The sequence below is a fragment of the Citrobacter sp. Igbk 17 genome, from assembly GCF_028069775.1.
Taxonomy (GTDB): domain Bacteria; phylum Pseudomonadota; class Gammaproteobacteria; order Enterobacterales; family Enterobacteriaceae; genus Citrobacter.
Genome location: NZ_JANEWI010000041.1, coordinates 19,336 through 38,070, shown reverse-complemented (window position 1 = coordinate 38,070; position 18,735 = coordinate 19,336). Strand labels below are relative to the sequence as shown.

Sequence of the window (18,735 nt, the reverse complement as noted above, 5' to 3'; positions counted from 1 at the left end):
ATATTAATTTCCATAACATAAGGGGATAAAACCCATGATGCAATTTTACATAACGAAGAATTGACCATTCCCTCTTAGTGTGCCTTAATGTAAGTATCGCCCACTGGTTGGGTACACTTTAAGGAACCTTTTGTGAGCCAGGTTACCAGCCTACGCAAACGACACCGATTTAACAGTCGCATGATCCGGATCGTACTGCTTATCAGCTTCATCTTCTTCTTCGGACGCTTCGTCTACTCTGCTATCGGTGCGTGGCACCACCACCAGGACAAGAAAGAATCCCAGCAGACCACCTTGCCGCAACAGACTTCTCCTGCACAAACTGACGAACGCTGAACGCTCGTATCTGTGATCCCCCCTGTCTTAAGATTCCTTACCGGATGGCTAATCGCCTGATGTTTAACCATCCGGTAAGGGATTTGAGCGAACATTTTTCGCCCTATCCAGCCAACAACACAGACTGCTGTATTGGATATGCCTGCGACGTTCCGCACAATTACACAATCTTTTCCTTCCACTTCACCGCACCATTTGCGCTGTTTTTTTACGTTCGCCTTTACTGCACATAAAAAGACATACACAGCTCAAATAACCGCTAATTAATATCCTCAAAAAATATCAGCGGCCTACGCATTAATATTTTGTATAAAAAATTAATTGTTTATTTGAATTTCTAACATTTGTTAATACTACAGGGTCATACCATGAGTAGTTTTACATTATTTCCCAAAATACGTACTGGTCTTGAATGGCTTGCCGGGCACAGTGATGCGGTAATTCAATTTGGCTGGAACATCGTCGCTGCCGTCATTTTGTTGTTTGTCGGTAAATTTATCTCTCGCCTGCTCTCCCGCGGGCTGGAAAAATTACTCCTCAAGCGAAAAGTCGACATCACCATCATCCAGTTCTTCACTGCTCTCGTCCGTTACATTACCCTCGCCTTTTTCGTTGTCGCCGCACTGGGTCGCGTCGGTATAGAAACATCATCCATTATTGCGGTTATTGGTGCTGCGGGATTGGCCGTCGGCCTGGCGTTACAGGGGTCGTTATCCAACTTTGCCGCAGGCGTCTTGTTGGTCTCCCTACGTCCATTTCGCGCCGGGGAAGTCGTACAGATTGGCGCTGTTACCGGAACGGTAGAAAAGGTCCACATTTTCTCCACCACGCTTCTCACCGCCGACAGCAAAGAAGTGGTGATCCCAAACGGTAAGATCATTTCCGATAACATCATTAACTATTCTCGCCACCCGTTTCGCCGTATCGATCTGGTCATTGGCGTTGGTTATCAGAGCCGCATTGCTGATGTCAAACGCGTTATCAATCGGATCATCGAACAGGATCGTCGTATAGATCAGAAGCGTGGTGTGACCGTGCGCCTGGGAGAGCTTGGCGCCTCATCGCTGAACTTTTATGTTCGTGTATGGGTACGCAATGCTGAGTACTGGAACACCTATTACGACCTGCTGGAAAGTATTAAAGAAGCGCTGGACGACAACCATATCGACCTGCCCTATCCGCAGATGGATATTCGTGTGGAGAATGTTGCATCCAAAACGCAGCCACAGTTGCAGTTGGTTGATTAACCCCCTACAGAATAGGCGGCATTCATATTGTCCTGAATTCAATTTCCCGGCCATAGATAATAAAAAGCCCCCTGATTTACAGAGGGCTTTTTACATGTTATTGGCTCAGAAGCCGATAACAGGGAGAGGAATTATTCCCACTCAATCGTCGCTGGTGGCTTACCGCTGATGTCATACACGACGCGGGAGATACCGTTAACTTCGTTGATGATGCGGTTGGAAACGCGGCCCAGGAAGTCATACGGCAGGTGTGCCCAATGCGCGGTCATAAAGTCGATGGTTTCTACAGCACGCAGGGAGACAACCCAGTCATACTTACGGCCATCGCCCATTACGCCAACGGAACGAACCGGCAGGAATACGGTGAACGCCTGACTTACTTTGTTGTACAGGTCAGCTTTGTGCAGTTCTTCGATGAAGATAGCATCCGCACGACGCAGCAAATCGCAGTACTCTTTCTTCACTTCGCCCAGCACGCGAACACCGAGCCCAGGCCCCGGGAATGGGTGGCGGTACAGCATGTCATACGGGAGACCCAGTTCCAGACCAATTTTGCGCACTTCGTCTTTGAACAGTTCACGCAACGGTTCAACCAGGCCCATCTTCATCTCTTTCGGCAGGCCACCCACGTTGTGGTGAGATTTGATGACGTGCGCTTTACCGGTTGCCGAAGCAGCGGATTCGATCACGTCAGGGTAGATAGTTCCCTGCGCCAGCCATTTAACGTCTTCCAGCTTCAGCGCTTCTTCGTCGAATACTTCAACGAACACGCGGCCGATGATCTTACGTTTGGCTTCCGGATCGTTCTCGCCTTTCAACGCGTCGAGGAAGCGTTGCTCGCCTTCCACGTGAACAATATTCAGGCCGAAGTGATCGCCGAACATATCCATCACCTGCTGAGCTTCGTTCAGACGCAGCAGACCGTTATCCACGAAGACACAGGTCAGGTTTTTGCCAATTGCGCGGTGCAGCAGCATTGCGGTAACGGAGGAGTCAACGCCACCGGACAGACCGAGGATCACTTTGTCATTACCAACCTGCTCACGAATACGTGCAACAGCGTCGTCGATGATTTTTTCCGGCGTCCACAGCGCTTCACACTGGCAGATGTCACGCACAAAGCGCTCCAGCATGCGCATACCCTGACGGGTATGGGTGACTTCCGGGTGGAACTGCACACCGTAGAAGCGTTTTTCTTCATGTGCCATGATGGCGAACGGGCAACTGTCGGTGCTGGCAACGGTAACAAAACCTTCCGGGATAGCAGTCACTTTATCGCCGTGGCTCATCCATACGTCCAGCAAAGGTTTGCCTTCTGCAGTCAGGGAGTCTTCGATACCACGGATCAGCGCGCTATCGGTCTGGACTTCAACCTGTGCATAACCGAACTCACGCTCGTTAGAACCTTCAACATGTCCACCCAGTTGCATTGCCATGGTCTGCATGCCATAGCACACACCAAAGACCGGCACGCCAGCATTGAACACGTACTCTGGTGCACGTGGGCTGTTTGCTTCGGTGGTACTTTCCGGACCACCGGAAAGAATAATACCGCTTGGGTTGAATTCGCGAATTTGTGCTTCCGTAACATCCCATGCCCACAGTTCACAGTAGACGCCCAGTTCACGTACGCGGCGTGCAACCAGTTGAGTGTACTGCGATCCGAAATCGAGGATGAGAATGCGATGTTTATGAATATTGTCTGTCATTGACGCTAATTCCGAGGCAAGTGAAACAAATTCGCCCGGCATAGAGCCGGGCGCGGAAACTTATCAGGAGCCCATGCGGTAGTTAGGGGACTCTTTGGTGATGGTCACATCGTGAACGTGACTTTCCTGAATACCCGCACCGCTGATACGGACAAATTCAGCCTGAGTACGCAGCGCGTCGATAGTACCACAGCCGGTCAGACCCATACAGGAGCGCAGGCCGCCCATCTGCTGGTGAATGATCTCTTTCAGGCGACCTTTATACGCCACACGACCTTCGATACCTTCCGGAACCAGTTTGTCAGCAGCGTTATCGCTCTGGAAATAACGGTCAGAAGAACCTTTGGACATCGCACCCAGGGACCCCATACCACGGTAAGACTTGTAAGAACGCCCCTGGTACAGTTCGATTTCCCCCGGAGACTCTTCGGTACCTGCCAGCATAGAACCCACCATGACAGCAGCAGCACCTGCAGCAATCGCTTTAGCAATATCGCCAGAGAAACGAATACCGCCGTCGGCGATAACCGGAATGCCTGTCCCTTCCAGTGCTGCAACCGCATCAGAAACGGCGGTAATCTGCGGAACACCCACACCGGTAACGATACGGGTAGTACAGATTGAGCCAGGACCGATACCGACTTTAACCGCGCTACAGCCTGCTTCGGCCAGAGCGCGCGCGCCTGCACCCGTAGCAACGTTACCGCCGATGATCTGCAGATCAGGGTATTTTGCACGTGTTTCGCGGATACGCTGCAGAACGCCTTCAGAGTGGCCATGAGAGGAGTCGATCAGCAAAACATCAACACCGGCGGCAACCAGCGCATCAACACGCTCTTCATTACCTGCGCCTGCACCAACCGCAGCACCCACGCGCAGACGACCATGCTCATCTTTACAGGCGTTAGGTTTACGTTCTGCTTTCTGGAAATCTTTTACGGTGATCATGCCGAGAAGATGGAAGCTGTCATCAACAACCAGCGCTTTCTCAACACGTTTTTCGTGCATTTTTGCAAACACAACATCACGCGCTTCACCTTCGCGTACGGTTACCAGACGCTCTTTCGGCGTCATGTAAACGCTAACCGGCTGGCTAAGGTCGGTAACAAAGCGTACGTCACGGCCAGTGATGATACCGACCAGTTCGTTGTCTTCCGTTACAACCGGGTAGCCTGCAAAGCCATTACGCTCGGTCAGTTCTTTCACTTCACGCAGCGTGGTGGTTGGCAGTACGGTCTGTGGATCGGTCACCACGCCAGATTCGTGTTTTTTCACACGTTTAACTTCTTCAGCCTGGCGCTCAATGGACATGTTTTTGTGGATAAAACCGATGCCGCCTTCCTGAGCCAGGGCAATTGCCAGGCGTGCTTCCGTCACGGTGTCCATTGCCGCAGAGAGCATAGGAATGTTCAGGCGAATGGTTTTCGTCAATTGCGTGCTGAGGTCAGCTGTATTCGGCAGAACGGTAGAATGAGCGGGAACGAGGAGGACGTCGTCAAACGTCAGGGCTTCTTTAGCGATACGTAGCATGGGCAATATCTCACCTGGGAGGTTATTAAATATTGCCGCGGCATTATACAGAGCGTAACCGATTGCATCCACACTTTTTTGCAAAAAAACCTTGCGCTCCTCTGTGAGCATGTTACTTTCGATTGAATAACCTGCTGATTTAGAATTTGATCCCGCTCACATGTTATCCTCTCAAACCACCTCAATTTTTACCGTAAGCCGCCTAAACCAGACGGTTCGTCTGCTGCTTGAGCAGGAAATGGGACACGTGTGGATCAGCGGCGAAATCTCGAATTTCACCCAGCCCTCGTCAGGCCACTGGTATTTCACGCTTAAAGATGACACCGCCCAGGTACGCTGCGCGATGTTCCGCAACAGTAACCGCCGGGTAACCTTCCGCCCGCAGCATGGACAGCAAGTGCTGGTACGCGCCAACATTACGCTGTACGAGCCGCGCGGCGACTACCAGATAATCGTCGAGAGCATGCAGCCTGCGGGCGAAGGTTTGTTACAGCAAAAATATGAACAGCTGAAGGCCAAATTACAGGCTGAGGGGTTGTTCGATCAGCAATACAAACAACCGTTGCCTTCACCGGCCCATTGCGTCGGGGTGATCACCTCGAAAACCGGGGCTGCGCTGCATGATATCCTCCATGTTCTGAAGCGTCGTGACCCTTCCCTGCCCGTGATAATTTACCCAACCGCCGTGCAGGGTGATGATGCACCAGCCCAGATCGTACGCGCCATTGAACTGGCTAACGCACGTCAGGAGTGCGATGTTTTAATCGTCGGGCGTGGCGGCGGATCGCTGGAAGATTTATGGAGCTTTAACGACGAACGCGTGGCGCGGGCAATATTTAACAGCGCCATACCGGTCGTTAGCGCCGTCGGCCATGAAACCGATGTCACTATCGCTGACTTCGTCGGCGACTTGCGTGCGCCTACGCCGTCTGCGGCTGCCGAAATTGTCAGCCGCAATCAACAGGAGCTGTTACGCCAGATTCAATCTGTACAGCAACGCCTGGGAATGGCGATGGATTACTACCTTGCCAACCGTACCCGTCGCTTTACCCAGATCCATCATCGCTTGCAACAACAGCACCCTCAGTTGCGTCTGGCACGCCAGCAGACAGTGCTGGAACGGCTGCGGCAGAGAATGAACGTCGCACTTGAGAATAAGATTAAGCAGGCCAATCAGCGCCAGCAGCGCGTACGTCAACGCCTTAACCAACAAAACCCAGAGTCGCGCATTTATCGGGCACAAACCCGTATTCAGCAACTGGAGTATCGTCTGGCGGAGAATATCCGTGCGCGTTTAAGCGAGCGGAGAGAACGTTTTGGTAATGTGGTGACGCATCTTGAAGCCGTAAGTCCGCTTTCTACGCTGGCACGCGGCTATAGCGTCACTACTGCGACGGACGGCAACGTGCTGAAGCAGACCAAACAGGTGAAGGCCGGTGACGTGCTCACGACCCGACTGTCAGATGGTTGGGTAGAGAGTGAAGTGAAAGGCGTGACGGCGGCAAAGAAAACGCGTAAGAAAAAGCCGGATTAAACCGGCGCAAACGCCACGCGTTTCTTAGAGATAAGCCCGTGCCCATTCTGGCAGAAATAATCGACCGCACCGCAGGCTTTTAACACCTGCAGCGGCTGATGGCACTCCGGGCAATGCGCTTCAAGCAGAATATCTTTATTACAGTTTTCGCAATATGCCACGCCGTTTTGAGGCTCCAGCGAAGTATGACAATCAGGGCAGATAATAGACATGGTGACTCCTGTACGGGGAATTCATTACTACCCTGATGTTAACACGGTGCACTTAATGTTGCCCGCGCAACTGCTGCTGTAGCATTAACAAGCGCTCCACTTCTTCCAGTCGGCGCTGCGTTGTCCGCCCGACTTCCTGCGGGCTACGTTCAAACAAACTTTGCCCCCCCAGGATATGCTCTGCCAGGCAGTGCGCATAAACCGCCCCCGCAAGACTCCAGCGCAAAACAGTATCGCCCTCAATAAGTTCCAGCACATCTTCTGCACCGCGCCGGTCATGGCTAATGATTCGCCCATCTCTCAGATACAGGCGCAGACCTTTTTGCCCTCCCGCAGGTCCCGCATATTTGTTGAGCCAGATATCCAGCGGAATACCGCTAATCTGCCCCTGAAGATGAGCTTCACCTTCTGCCGTGGTCAGGTCACCGCGGGAGATATCACGCCCCAGACGGTCTTTCGCGGTTATCACCTGCAGCACCATCTCATCACTTCCCCCGAGGTAGCGAACCGTTTCACGCAACATTGCCAGCACATGCGTACCTATATCCAGAATCACACCATCCGGGTGTCGAAGCTCGCGCGCATCCGGCTCACCGGTGGCAAAGTTGAGCGCGACAGGTTCCCCGGCGGTGTTAATCCCGCTTGGCTCCTGCAAGAATCCTTCAATTTTAACAATGTCCGAAAAGTGGGTAACCAGTGCCGGTTGTGGGTTATCGCCCAGCCACAACGCTCCGAGTTTCCCCAATGCCAGCTGCATTGCGCCATTACGCGCCATCCAGTGGTCTAGCGCCAGTACACGATCAGCGACGCCGGGTTGAACCAGCAGCATTTTCAGTTTTTCAATTTGGGAAAGCGTGGCGACAATCGGTTTTTCGACCACGATACGTGCGATGGGCGAAGCGAGCGCCTGTTCCAGCACTTCAAGATGGTGCAGGGATGCGGTGGTGATAAACAGGGTATCAAGCGGTGTTGCAAGAAGTTCAGCAAGCGATGCGCAGCGTGTCACATCTGCAGGCTGTTTTGCGGGTTGCACATCAAATCCCACACAGCGGAGTGAATCACCGAACATGTGACGTAATGCGGGCAAGTATGCCGTTTCAACCACCGCGCCAAGCCCCACAAACCCTAACAGCATACTCTTACCTCGTAGATTGAATTGCCGGAGCAGAATGCCCGCCCCGGCAATATCGAGGTGTTATCAGGCGCTGGTAACCGGTTTAGTCTGTGCATTCTCCAGCATACGGCGTACCGGAACAATGAGGACTATCAGTACCGCAGCACAGATTATCAACGCGATGGAACAACGTGCAAACAGATCCGGCAGCATATCCAGCTGATCGGCTTTCACGTGGCCGCCGATCAGGCCCGCGGCCAGGTTACCCAGTGCACTTGCGCAGAACCACAGTCCCATCATCTGACCGCGCATTCTTTCCGGTGCCAGCAGCGTCATTGTCGCCAGGCCAATCGGACTCAGGCACAGTTCACCAAGTGTCAGCATCAGGATACTGCCCACCAGCCAGAAAGGAGAAACGCCTGCACCGCCATTATTCAGCACGTTTTGTGCTGCCAGCATCATCAGGCCAAAACCCGCTGCGGCACACAGAATACCGATAACAAATTTAGTGATACTGCTCGGGCGAATATTCATGCTGGCAAGCTTCGGCCACGCCCAGCTAAAGACCGGGGCCAGCAGAATGATAAACAGCGCGTTAATCGACTGGAACCAGACAGCCGGGATTTCAAAATCGCCGATCATACGGTTAGTGTAGTCGTTAGCGAACAGGTTAAACGACGTTGGCTTTTGCTCAAATGCCGACCAGAAGAAGGCAGCGGAAACCAGCAGAATAAAGCAGACCAACAATCTGGCGCGCTCTTTACGGTTCAGCCCAGCAAATACAAACAGGTAGATGAAGTAGAGGGCTACGGATGCCGCAATCACATACACCAACACGCTGGCTACCGCGACCGGGTTAATCACAATCACACCTTGAGCTATCAGGGTAACAATGACTGCCACACCTACCGCCAGCGCCAACAACCACGTGCCTACGCCCTTTCTTTTGACTACCGGGCTGTTCCAGGTAGAGTCCAGCCCGACTTCGCTGTCGTAGCGCTTCATCGCCGGAACGGCAAACACGCGGAAGATAATCAACGCGACCAGCATCCCAATGCCACCGATACCAAAACCCCAATGCCAGCCATGAGACTTAATCAGCCACCCGGAGATCAACGGAGCAATGAAGGAGCCCATATTGATACCCATGTAGAACAGCGAGAAACCGCCATCACGACGCGCATCGCCTTTTTTATACAGCGTCCCAACCATTACCGAGATACAGGTCTTGAACAGACCTGAGCCGAGCACGATAAACATCAGGCCGATAAAGAACAGGTTGTCACCCATGATGGCAGAGAGCGCAATCGACAGATGGCCAAGGGCAATCAGGATAGAGCCATACCAGACAGCTCTTTGCTGACCGAGCCAGTTATCCGCCAGCCAACCGCCCGGCAGCGCGGCAAGGTACATCGTACCGGCAAAAATACCGACAATTGCCGATGCATTTTCACGCGCCAGCCCCATACCGCCGTCATAAACGGTAGCAGCCATAAACAGGATCAGTAACGGACGAATGCCATAAAACGAAAAACGCTCCCACATCTCAGTGAAGAACAATGAGCCGAGCGGATAAGGATGACCGAAGAACGTTCGGCTTTCTTTTTGATTAACAGAGGATTGCATAATTCTCCCGAAAAAATATGTCGTGTGCTTGTAAACACCGTGATGTACGCCGGCCAGTTACGTAGCTGGTCGATTTTTTACATACGGCGAAGATTTATTTAACCATTTGATAACCTGACAGTAGTTTTGTCTAGTACCAACCGGGTGACTTTAAGATGAAAATTCGACAATTGTCTACTTTCTTAGATTTAAACTTGGTAAAAAGCGAATAGTCATTGACAGCAAACAGACAGGTACAGACTAAAAAAGGGCGAAAAAAAGCCCGCGATTTACGCGGGCCTCTATCGCCATCAGCAAGGGTTACTTGCTTTTTTTGATGTGCTTAATCAAACGCTTACGCTTACGCATCTGCGTTGGTGTCAGTGTATTACGTTTGTTCGCAAACGGGTTTTCCCCTTCTTTGAACTGAATACGGATTGGCGTCCCCATTACTTCCAGTGATTTGCGGAAGTAGTTCATCAGATAGCGCTTGTATGAATCCGGCAGGTCTTTCACCTGGTTACCGTGAATCACCACAATCGGCGGGTTATAACCACCGGCGTGAGCATACTTAAGCTTCACACGGCGACCACGCACCAGCGGCGGCTGATGGTCTTCTACCGCCATGGTCATAATGCGGGTCAGCATCGCGGTGCTAACGCGGCGGGTTGAGCTGTCATACGCTTCGCGCACGGATTCGAACAGGTTGCCTACGCCGCTGCCGTGCAGCGCGGAAATAAAGTGAACGCGGGCAAAATCGATAAAGCCCAGGCGGAAGTCCAGGGTCTCTTTTACCTGTTCTTTCACTTCCTGCGTCAGGCCGTCCCATTTGTTGACGACAATAACAAGTGAGCGCCCACTATTGAGGATAAAGCCCAGCAGCGAGAGGTCCTGATCGGAGATCCCTTCGCGTGCGTCAATCACCAGCATCACCACGTTGGCATCTTCAATTGCCTGCAACGTTTTGATTACGGAGAATTTTTCTACCGCTTCGGTAATTTTACCGCGCTTACGTACACCCGCAGTATCAATCAGCACATATTCGCGTTCATCACGTTCCATCGGAATATAAATACTGTCGCGCGTGGTCCCCGGCATATCGTAGACCACAACGCGGTCTTCACCGAGAATACGGTTAGTCAGTGTGGACTTACCTACGTTCGGGCGCCCGACAATGGCCAGTTTGATGGGCAGATCCTGTGGATTGAAATCATCTTCAGGCTCTTCTTCACCGTTTTCTTCGGCTTCCAGTTTCGCCCAGTATTCCGCATCTTCATCTACTTCTTCCTGCGGCGCGACATCGTCCATCCACGGTAGCAGAACGTGTTCCAGCAGGCTAAGGACACCACGACCGTGAGACGCCGCGATAGGGTAAATTTCACCCAGTCCCAGTGAATAGAAATCGACAACGGCCTGATCCGGATCGAGTCCGTCAGTTTTGTTGGCAACGAGGAAGGTTGGTTTCTGGCGCGCACGCAGATGCTTGGCAATGGCTTCATCTGCCGGCATCAGGCCAGCACGCGCGTCCACCATGAACAGCACAACGTCTGCTTCTTCGATAGCCAGCAACGACTGTTCCGCCATACGGGTTTCCACACCGTCTTCGGTGCCATCAATACCGCCAGTATCAATGCAGATAAACTCGCGGCCTTCAATTTCCGCACGACCGTACTTACGGTCACGAGTCAGACCCGGGAAATCCGCAACCAGCGCATCTCGGGTGCGAGTTAGACGGTTAAATAACGTGGATTTGCCAACGTTAGGGCGCCCGACAAGCGCGACCACAGGTACCATGTTTAAAGCCTCATTTAAAAAATCATCAGACAACGGACGCTATTTTTGCGCCATTGTTAAAAACAGTAAAACGGCCCCTGCACCAGGAGCCGTTTTTCAAAGCGAGCGGCAGGACGATTAACGCGTAATGGAGTACAGCGTACCGTCTTTCGCCTGGATCAGCAGTTTACCATCAGCAGAAACCGGCTCGGTCAGGAAACCGGAGCTGTCGACTTTCTGCTGAGCGACAAAGCGACCATCTTCAACGTTAATCCAGTGCAGGTAGCCTTCGCTATCGCCTACGACCAGGTTACCGTTATACAGAGCCGGAGACGTCAGCAGACGGTGCAGCAGATCGCTTTGCGTCCACAGCGTCACGCCGCCATCGGTCGTCAGCGCCAGCACACGGTCATTCTGATCAACCAGATAGATACGATTACCATCAACGATGAAATCATTCACCGAACCGAGCTCACGTTTCCACATGATCTGGCCGCTGCGCAGATCCAGCGCCGTCAGGTTACCATTATAAGCCAGCGCGTAAACTACGCCATTGACGATAACCGGCGTGGTATCGACATCACTCAGACGATCGATTTCGGTTGGGCCAGTGGCCTGAGAGATACGCTGCTGCCAAATCATCTGGCCCTGCTGCATCAGTACGGCACTTACGCGACCATTATCGCCACCCACAATCGCAGCGCCAAAGGCGGTCGCCGGAGCGGATTCACCACGTAAGGAAAGTGATGGCATGTCGAGGTTCACAGTCCATTTGATGGCACCGTCAGCTTCGTTCAATGCCTGCAACTGACCGTTACTGGTATGGATCAATACCACGCCATCGCTCACCACCGGGCGAGACAACGCTTCACCGGCAACTTTCGTTTGCCATGCCGTTGTACCGTCACTGGTGTTAAGCGCATAAACCTGTGCTTTTTCGCTGCCAATATAAACATGGCCGCCCGACACGGTTACACCGCCAGAAAGCTGAGCAGATGCACGGGAGAACCAACCGTCTTTCTCACCCAGATTAACAGACCAGACTTCTTTGCCGTCGTCTGCGTTCAGCGCTTTCACCACACCTGCGCGATCGGCTGCATAGACCACGTTATCCGCCAACGCAGGATGAAGGTTGGAGTAGAAATCACCAATACCGTTGCCTACAGAAGTGCTCCAGGCAGTAGACGGGGTAAACTGGTTTTCAACCACCGGTAACGGGGACATCTTAACGACATCTTCTTCGCCACTAAACAGTGAACAGCCGCTCAATAGGGTAACGGAAAGCAGCCCTGGCAGAAGTAATTTACGCAATTGCATCGGGTCCCTCTCAGATGGACAAATTATTGATTTTCATCTGCATCATTTCGCTCAGAGCAGGAGAGGCATCGCTTTTCACACCCGCTTCCCATGCGCTACGCGCACCTTGTTTGTCGCCTTTGCTCAGCAACGCTTCACCACGCAGATCGGCCACAATTGCCGCCCACCCTTCACCTTTAATGGTATCAAGTGTTTTGAGCGCGGTATCAGCCTGCTTAAGCTGAACCTGAACACGAGCAAGACGCAGATTAAGCACCGCTTTGAGATTCTCATCGCTGGTGGCGGCCAGGCCTTGTTGTAACTGGGCCGCGGCTTTCTCTAGTTCGTTTTGGTCAACAAACTGCTGTGCCAGTTCCATTGACGCTAACGCGCCATAGGTGTTTTTGTTTTCCGCTGCAAATTTCTCTGCGGCAGGAATGCTATCAGGCTTACCTGCGCTAACCGCAGTCACCGTATTTTGATATGCCAGAGAAGCAGAGCGTGCGGACTCCGTCTGATGACTGGTCCAGTAACGCCAGCCGACCAGCGCGCCAACCCCTAAAATTACCCCAACAACCAGCGCTTTGCCGTTTTCAGCAAAGAAGCGTTTTACCGCATCAACCTGGTCGTGTTCGTTCTCGTAAATTTCCACGCTGTCCTTCTCCTTAGCCCAGTAGAGTGCGCAAATGCGTGGCAACGCTATCCTGCGCTACTGCCGTTTGCTCACCAGAGCGCAAATCCTTCACTACAACGGTACCGTCAGCCACTTCGGACTCACCCAGTACCAGTGCAACGCGGGCGCCCCACTTATCGGCGCGAGCAAACTGTTTCTTAAAGTTGCCGCCACCGTGGTTAGTCATCAATTTCACACCGGGAACGTCATCACGCAGACGTTCAGCAAGCCGCATCGCGGCTGACTGCGTATCCGCACCTGACGCAACCAGGTATATATCGACAACAGGATCTGCGTTAAATTCCGGATTAACTGCCTGAACTAACAAAACAAGTCGTTCCAGACCCATAGCGAAGCCTACCGCTGGCGTGGCACGACCGCCAAGTTGCTCAACCAGACCATCATAGCGACCACCTGCACAGACGGTACCCTGTGAGCCCAGGCTGTTGGTTACCCACTCAAATACGGTACGGTTGTAGTAGTCGAGGCCGCGAACCAGACGCTGATTAACGGTGTAGGCAATACCTGCGGATTCCAGCAGTTTGCACAGCCCCGCGAAATGTTCGCGAGAATCATCATCAAGATAGTCACCCAGTGCAGGGGCATCGTTCAGCAGCGCCTGCACGTCCGGGTTTTTGGAGTCGAGAACACGCAGCGGGTTGGTGTACATGCGGCGCTTGCAATCTTCGTCCAGTTTTTCTTTGTGCTGTTCCAGGTAGGCGACCAGCGCATCACGGTAGTTAGCACGAGCTTCAAGCGAACCAATAGAGTTCAGCTCAAGGCTAACATGCTGGGAAATACCCAATGCACGCCACCAGCGGGCAGTCAGCATAATCAGCTCAGCATCAATGTCTGGGCCTTGCAGACCAAACACTTCGACACCCAACTGATGGAATTGACGATAACGACCTTTTTGCGGACGTTCGTGGCGGAACATCGGCCCGATGTACCACAGACGCTGTTCCTGATTGTACAGGAGACCATGTTCGATGCCGGCGCGTACGCAGCCCGCAGTGCCTTCAGGACGCAGGGTCAGGCTATCGCCATTGCGGTCCTCAAAGGTATACATCTCTTTTTCAACGACGTCGGTCACTTCACCGATCGCGCGTTTGAATAACGGGGTCTGCTCTACAATCGGCAAGCGGATTTCACTGTAACCGTAGCTGCCGAGCACGTTTTTGAGAGTGCCTTCAATGCGCTGCCAGATGGCGGTTTCGCCAGGCAGATAATCGTTCATGCCGCGAATGGCTTGAATGTTTTTTGCCACGTTTATTCTCTTTATGGATATAAAAATGAACCCTCAGCGCTAACCCGAATAATACGGGCGCCATGCGGGTTCAATCATACACGGGAAGCACGCCGCTTCCCATCACGTTATTATTTTTCAAGCTGCTGCACGTCAATGCGTCGCGCTTCGTCCAGGATACTCGCTTTGGCGCGAATACGGGCTTCGAGCTGCGTGATCATGTCATCGTTGTCGAGTCTGTCTTTACGCACGCCGTCTTCATACAGGCCGCTTTTCTTGTTGCCGCCCGTTACGCCCAGCGTGGAAACCAGTGCTTCGCCAGGACCGTTTACCACGCAACCGATGATCGAAACGTCCATTGGCGTAATGATATCTTCCAGGCGTTGCTCCAGCGCGTTAACGGTACCGATAACGTCGAACTCCTGGCGTGAGCAGGTTGGGCAAGCGATAAAATTAATACCGCGAGCACGGATGCGCAGTGATTTCAGAATATCAAAGCCCACTTTGATCTCTTCAACCGGATCTGCCGCCAGAGAAACACGCAGCGTATCACCGATGCCTTCTGACAGCAGCAGTCCCAGACCGATCGCAGATTTTACCGCACCACTACGTGCGCCACCGGCTTCGGTGATCCCCAGATGCAGCGGTTGATCAATCTGTTTTGCCAGCAGACGATAAGATTCTACAGCGAGGAAAACATCAGACGCTTTCACGCTAACTTTAAACTGATCGAAGTTCAGACGATCGAGATGATCCACATGACGCATCGCAGATTCCAGAAGCGCCTGCGGCGTCGGCTCACCGTATTTTTCCTGCAGATCTTTTTCCAGCGATCCGGCGTTTACACCAATGCGGATAGGAATGTTTTTATCACGAGCGCAATCCACAACCATGCGAATACGCTCTTCGTTACCGATGTTACCTGGGTTGATACGCAGACAATCGACACCGTATTCCGCCACTTTCAGCGCAATACGGTAATCAAAGTGAATATCGGCAACCAGCGGGACATTAACCTGCTGTTTGATAAGCTTGAACGCTTCCGCAGCATCCATTGTCGGTACAGAGACGCGAACAATATCTGCGCCTACACGTTCCAGCGCTTTGATCTGATTAACCGTCGCTTCCACATCCGTGGTACGCGTATTGGTCATAGACTGTACGGCGATGGGAGCCCCATCGCCGATCGGCACGTTCCCAACGTAAATGCGTGTCGATTTTCTACGTTGAATTGGAGCCTGATTATGCATTAAAAAATCTCCCGCATTGCCGTCTGTTACTGAGCCGGTGATTGTTCGGCATTAACGGTCAGACGCGCAACCTGGTTAGTTCTGATAAAACGACTCAGGTCGACAGGTTTACCCTGGAACTGAATCTGCACTGCCGCCGGAGCACCAATTTTCAGTTTGTACGGTGCCTGACCGGTCAGATTCAAATTGCCATCTTTACGCTGCATGCCGCTAAACAGTTTTTTCCCGGTTGCGTCGGTCACTTCCAGCCAGCAGTCAGCGGTGAAATTCATCACCAGCGCGTTAGGATCGGCAGTCGGCGTTGTTACACCCGCCTGGTCAGTCGGCAGTGGCGCCGCTGTCGCGGGTGCAGTAGGTGTGGTCGTTGCAGTATCAACATTGGCCTGAGACGGAGCCACAACGGCATTTTGATCTGCGCCAGGCGCCGGGGTCGCTGCAGTATCCGGCGTTTGAGCGGCATCAGCCACTGCGCCATCATCCGGAGCCGGCGTATTGTCCTGGCTTGCGGCAGCGCTGGTATCCAGCGGCACGCTCTGCGCGTTATCTTTACCGGCATTCAGTTCAGCGGAAGATTGATCGGCCATCGTGGTGATTTCTTCCTGCTGCGCTTTATGGTTCTGCCACCACCAGGCACCAGTCAGTCCGACAACGACAAACAGTACCAGCCAGGTAAAGGTCATTAGCCAGCCGTCACGCTTCTTGCGGCGCTTACCGAGCGAAAAACTCTGCATCGGCGCAACTTTGGCAGGGCGAATCGGAGCCTGTTTTTCCAGCCCTGGCAACAGTTCTTCTTCAGGAATATGCACCAGACGCGCATAAGAACGGATATACCCGCGCAGGAATGTTGAAGCGAGATCGGCTGGTGCCTTATCTTCTTCAATATCGCGTACCGTGGAGACCTTCAGGCAGAGTCGTTCCGCGACCACCTGTTGGCTGAATCCGAGTTGTTCACGGGCATTGCGCAGACGAACGCCGGTGGATAGTGCTTCATTTTTGTCGTGCGTGGCTTCAGTATTCATTCGCTACAGCTGCGTAAATTTGGGTTCTGGCGCCGGCGAGCCACAATGCTCACCCACACCGCGAAACATCTGGTCAGTTAACCTTCGTCAGACAGTATAAAACGGTCAGACTATCAATGACAAAACAGCGTAAACCTGAGGGTCTAAACTCTTGTTGCACCGCTACATACTGCCTTAAAGTCGACTAAAACGCACCGTTATTATTGATCAGACGACGACAACAAAGGACCTTATGTAACTTACATTGCACTACGGTACATTATTTATACCGTAGTGCATTCGGCATCAAACGGTTTTGATATCGATAGCATCGCCCTGCATACGCTTGCGCAGAGTACGCTTGGTACGGTCGATAACGTCTCCCGCCAGCTGACCACAGGCTGCATCGATGTCATCACCACGTGTTTTACGCACGATGGTCGTGAAACCATAGCTCATCAACACTTTAGAGAAACGATCGATACGACTGTTAGAGCTACGGCCATACGGCGCGCCCGGGAACGGGTTCCACGGAATCAGGTTGATCTTACACGGCGTGTCTTTCAGCAGTTCTGCAAGCTGATGAGCATGCTCAGTGCCATCGTTGATGTGATCCAACATGACATACTCGATGGTCACGCGGCCCTGGTTCGCATTGGATTTCTCCAGATAGCGGCGCACTGCCCCGAGGAACGTTTCGATATTGTACTTTTTGTTGATAGGTACAATTTCGTCACGAATTTCATCATTTGGCGCATGCAGAGAAATCGCCAGTGCGACATCAATCATGTCACCCAACTTATCCAGCGCAGGGACAACGCCTGAGGTGGACAGCGTAACGCGACGCTTGGACAACCCGAAACCGAAGTCATCAAGCATAATTTCCATCGCCGGAACGACGTTAGTCAGGTTAAGCAGTGGCTCCCCCATCCCCATCATCACCACGTTGGTGATGGGACGTACGCCTGTAGCTTTCACCGCGCCGACGATTTTCGCCGCACGCCAGACCTGACCAATGATTTCCGACACACGCAGGTTACGGTTAAAGCCCTGCTGCGCCGTAGAGCAGAATTTACACTCTAATGCACAACCAACCTGTGAAGAAACACACAGGGTCGCGCGATCGTCTTCCGGGATATAAACCGTTTCAACACGCTGATCGCCAACCGCGATGGCCCATTTGATAGTGCCATCAGAAGAACGCTGCTCTTCCACCACTTCCGGGGCGCGAATTTCAGCCACTTCTTTCAGTTTGTTGCGCAGCACCTTATTGATGTCAGTCATGTCATCAAAATTGTCGCTGCAATAGTGGTACATCCATTTCATGACCTGATCGGCACGAAACGGCTTTTCGCCCATCTCTTTGAAGAATTCGCGCATCTGCTGACGGTTCAGATCCAGCAGGTTAATTTTTCCATTTTTATTTGGAACCGCAGCAATGACGACTTCAGAGGTGTTAACTAATTCAGACATAATTTTTTCCGGCCTCGTTGTTACACGTTATGGCCCGTGGAGGGTTAAAAAGAAACGCCCCGGTAAGCGGTCTGCTCTTCCGGGGCGTTGCATTGTACAAAGTCTGGCGCAGGGATGCCACGTTTGCACGAAGCATTAGCGAAAATAATATGTAAATCGCTAATTCATATCTCCAAAGGATTTCGTGTCGCAGGAAGGTGGCAAGTTCGAGCATATCCAGGAGCATAGAAAACTATGTGACCGGGGTAAACGAACGCTGCCAACGCATCTGCGACGTGAAAGACGCAGGAGATTAGCGAGTGCGCGGGCAAACCTCGCCCTCACCAAAGAAATAGGCGATTTCACGGGCTGCGGATTCGACGGAATCGGAACCGTGGGTACCATTTTCGGTGAAGCTGTCAGCGTAGTCGGCACGCAGCGTACCGGCCAGCGCGTTCGCCGGGTTGGTAGCGCCCAGCAGATCGCGATGACGCTGTACGGCGTTTTCGCTTTCCAGAACGGAAACAACGATCGGACCGGAGGTCATGAATTCAACCAGGCCATCAAAGAACGGTTTGCCGTCGTGCTCAGCATAGAAACCACGCGCCTGCTCAACGGTCAGGTGCAGCATTTTAGTACCGACAATTTTGAACCCTGCTGCTTCGAAGCGCGCAAAGATGCTCCCAATAACGTTTTTTGCCACCGCGTTTGGTTTGATGATGGAAAAAGTACGTTCAATAGCCATGATTACCTCTGAAAA

At 52.4% G+C, this 18,735-nt stretch carries 16 protein-coding genes; 3 read left to right on the top strand and 13 right to left on the bottom strand.

Annotated features, from left to right (window positions below; translation table 11 throughout):
• Positions 1-132 precede the first annotated feature (132 nt).
• A complete protein-coding gene (locus tag NNO08_RS19645; protein WP_071887371.1) occupies positions 133-336 on the top strand; it encodes a YfgG family protein in 204 nt (67 codons plus the stop codon).
• A 368-nt stretch (positions 337-704) separates the two neighbouring features.
• Complete coding sequence (gene mscS / locus NNO08_RS19640; RefSeq protein ID WP_271442775.1) at positions 705-1,583, top strand: small-conductance mechanosensitive channel MscS; 879 nt, start codon at positions 705-707, stop codon at positions 1,581-1,583.
• Positions 1,584-1,714: 131 nt separating this feature from the next.
• On the opposite strand, the gene guaA is transcribed toward mscS, so the two are convergent.
• Both guaA and guaB read right to left on the bottom strand, forming a co-directional pair.
• A complete protein-coding gene (guaA, locus tag NNO08_RS19635) occupies positions 1,715-3,292 on the bottom strand; it encodes a glutamine-hydrolyzing GMP synthase (RefSeq protein WP_124021378.1) in 1,578 nt (525 codons plus the stop codon).
• 63 nt (positions 3,293-3,355) lie between these two features.
• Positions 3,356-4,822, bottom strand: coding sequence for an IMP dehydrogenase (gene guaB, locus NNO08_RS19630; protein WP_048210934.1), 1,467 nt, complete (start codon positions 4,820-4,822; stop codon positions 3,356-3,358).
• A gap of 160 nt (positions 4,823-4,982) precedes the next feature.
• On the opposite strand from guaB, the gene xseA reads away from it, so the two are divergent.
• Positions 4,983-6,356: an exodeoxyribonuclease VII large subunit gene (gene xseA, locus NNO08_RS19625; RefSeq protein ID WP_271457382.1), complete on the top strand. Its 1,374-nt coding sequence runs from the start codon at positions 4,983-4,985 to the stop codon at positions 6,354-6,356.
• On the opposite strand, the gene NNO08_RS19620 is transcribed toward xseA, so the two are convergent.
• The 11 genes from NNO08_RS19620 to ndk all read right to left on the bottom strand — a co-directional run bounded on the left by NNO08_RS19620 (position 6,353) and on the right by ndk (position 18,720).
• Positions 6,353-6,568, bottom strand: a complete 216-nt coding sequence (locus NNO08_RS19620; protein ID WP_271457381.1) for a zinc ribbon domain-containing protein — start codon at positions 6,566-6,568, stop codon at positions 6,353-6,355. The two genes, xseA and NNO08_RS19620, sit on opposite strands and share 4 nt — an antisense overlap.
• 52 nt (positions 6,569-6,620) lie before the next feature.
• A complete protein-coding gene (locus tag NNO08_RS19615; protein ID WP_271457380.1) occupies positions 6,621-7,703 on the bottom strand; it encodes a Gfo/Idh/MocA family oxidoreductase in 1,083 nt (360 codons plus the stop codon).
• A gap of 63 nt (positions 7,704-7,766) precedes the next feature.
• On the bottom strand, positions 7,767-9,308 hold the full coding sequence (locus NNO08_RS19610) for a peptide MFS transporter (protein WP_271440699.1): 1,542 nt from the start codon (positions 9,306-9,308) through the stop codon (positions 7,767-7,769).
• 300 nt (positions 9,309-9,608) lie between these two features.
• Positions 9,609-11,081 (bottom strand): ribosome biogenesis GTPase Der, encoded by a 1,473-nt coding sequence (der, locus tag NNO08_RS19605; RefSeq protein WP_271440698.1) that lies wholly within the window; start codon positions 11,079-11,081, stop codon positions 9,609-9,611.
• A 117-nt stretch (positions 11,082-11,198) separates the two neighbouring features.
• Complete coding sequence (gene bamB / locus NNO08_RS19600; RefSeq protein ID WP_137384790.1) at positions 11,199-12,377, bottom strand: outer membrane protein assembly factor BamB; 1,179 nt, start codon at positions 12,375-12,377, stop codon at positions 11,199-11,201.
• 10 nt (positions 12,378-12,387) lie between these two features.
• Positions 12,388-13,008 carry a YfgM family protein gene (locus NNO08_RS19595; RefSeq protein WP_005120429.1) on the bottom strand — a complete coding sequence of 207 codons (621 nt, stop codon included), beginning with the start codon at positions 13,006-13,008 and terminating at the stop codon, positions 12,388-12,390.
• A gap of 13 nt (positions 13,009-13,021) precedes the next feature.
• Complete coding sequence (gene hisS / locus NNO08_RS19590) at positions 13,022-14,296, bottom strand: histidine--tRNA ligase (RefSeq protein WP_137384792.1); 1,275 nt, start codon at positions 14,294-14,296, stop codon at positions 13,022-13,024.
• A gap of 110 nt (positions 14,297-14,406) precedes the next feature.
• Positions 14,407-15,525, bottom strand: a complete 1,119-nt coding sequence (gene ispG / locus NNO08_RS19585; protein WP_016154000.1) for a flavodoxin-dependent (E)-4-hydroxy-3-methylbut-2-enyl-diphosphate synthase — start codon at positions 15,523-15,525, stop codon at positions 14,407-14,409.
• A 26-nt stretch (positions 15,526-15,551) separates the two neighbouring features.
• Positions 15,552-16,544 (bottom strand): cytoskeleton protein RodZ, encoded by a 993-nt coding sequence (rodZ, locus tag NNO08_RS19580; protein ID WP_271448613.1) that lies wholly within the window; start codon positions 16,542-16,544, stop codon positions 15,552-15,554.
• Between the two features lie 285 nt (positions 16,545-16,829).
• The gene (locus tag NNO08_RS19575; RefSeq protein ID WP_137384795.1) at positions 16,830-17,996 is read right to left on the bottom strand and encodes a bifunctional tRNA (adenosine(37)-C2)-methyltransferase TrmG/ribosomal RNA large subunit methyltransferase RlmN; all 1,167 of its coding nucleotides are present in this window, start codon (positions 17,994-17,996) and stop codon (positions 16,830-16,832) included.
• 292 nt (positions 17,997-18,288) lie between these two features.
• On the bottom strand, positions 18,289-18,720 hold the full coding sequence (ndk, locus tag NNO08_RS19570; protein WP_003037710.1) for a nucleoside-diphosphate kinase: 432 nt from the start codon (positions 18,718-18,720) through the stop codon (positions 18,289-18,291).
• Between the last annotated feature and the right edge of the window lie 15 nt (positions 18,721-18,735).

Bases quoted from the DNA above. Each gene is read 5' to 3' on its own strand.
- mscS (WP_271442775.1), top strand. From the start codon at position 705: ATGAGTAGTTTTACATTATTTCCCAAAATACGTACTGGTCTTGAATGG.
- guaA (WP_124021378.1), bottom strand. From the start codon at position 3,292: ATGACAGACAATATTCATAAACATCGCATTCTCATCCTCGATTTCGGA.
- guaB (WP_048210934.1), bottom strand. From the start codon at position 4,822: ATGCTACGTATCGCTAAAGAAGCCCTGACGTTTGACGACGTCCTCCTC.
- xseA (WP_271457382.1), top strand. From the start codon at position 4,983: ATGTTATCCTCTCAAACCACCTCAATTTTTACCGTAAGCCGCCTAAAC.
- NNO08_RS19620 (WP_271457381.1), bottom strand. From the start codon at position 6,568: ATGTCTATTATCTGCCCTGATTGTCATACTTCGCTGGAGCCTCAAAAC.
- NNO08_RS19615 (WP_271457380.1), bottom strand. From the start codon at position 7,703: ATGCTGTTAGGGTTTGTGGGGCTTGGCGCGGTGGTTGAAACGGCATAC.
- NNO08_RS19610 (WP_271440699.1), bottom strand. From the start codon at position 9,308: ATGCAATCCTCTGTTAATCAAAAAGAAAGCCGAACGTTCTTCGGTCAT.
- der (WP_271440698.1), bottom strand. From the start codon at position 11,081: ATGGTACCTGTGGTCGCGCTTGTCGGGCGCCCTAACGTTGGCAAATCC.
- bamB (WP_137384790.1), bottom strand. From the start codon at position 12,377: ATGCAATTGCGTAAATTACTTCTGCCAGGGCTGCTTTCCGTTACCCTA.
- ispG (WP_016154000.1), bottom strand. From the start codon at position 15,525: ATGCATAATCAGGCTCCAATTCAACGTAGAAAATCGACACGCATTTAC.
- rodZ (WP_271448613.1), bottom strand. From the start codon at position 16,544: ATGAATACTGAAGCCACGCACGACAAAAATGAAGCACTATCCACCGGC.
- NNO08_RS19575 (WP_137384795.1), bottom strand. From the start codon at position 17,996: ATGTCTGAATTAGTTAACACCTCTGAAGTCGTCATTGCTGCGGTTCCA.
- ndk (WP_003037710.1), bottom strand. From the start codon at position 18,720: ATGGCTATTGAACGTACTTTTTCCATCATCAAACCAAACGCGGTGGCA.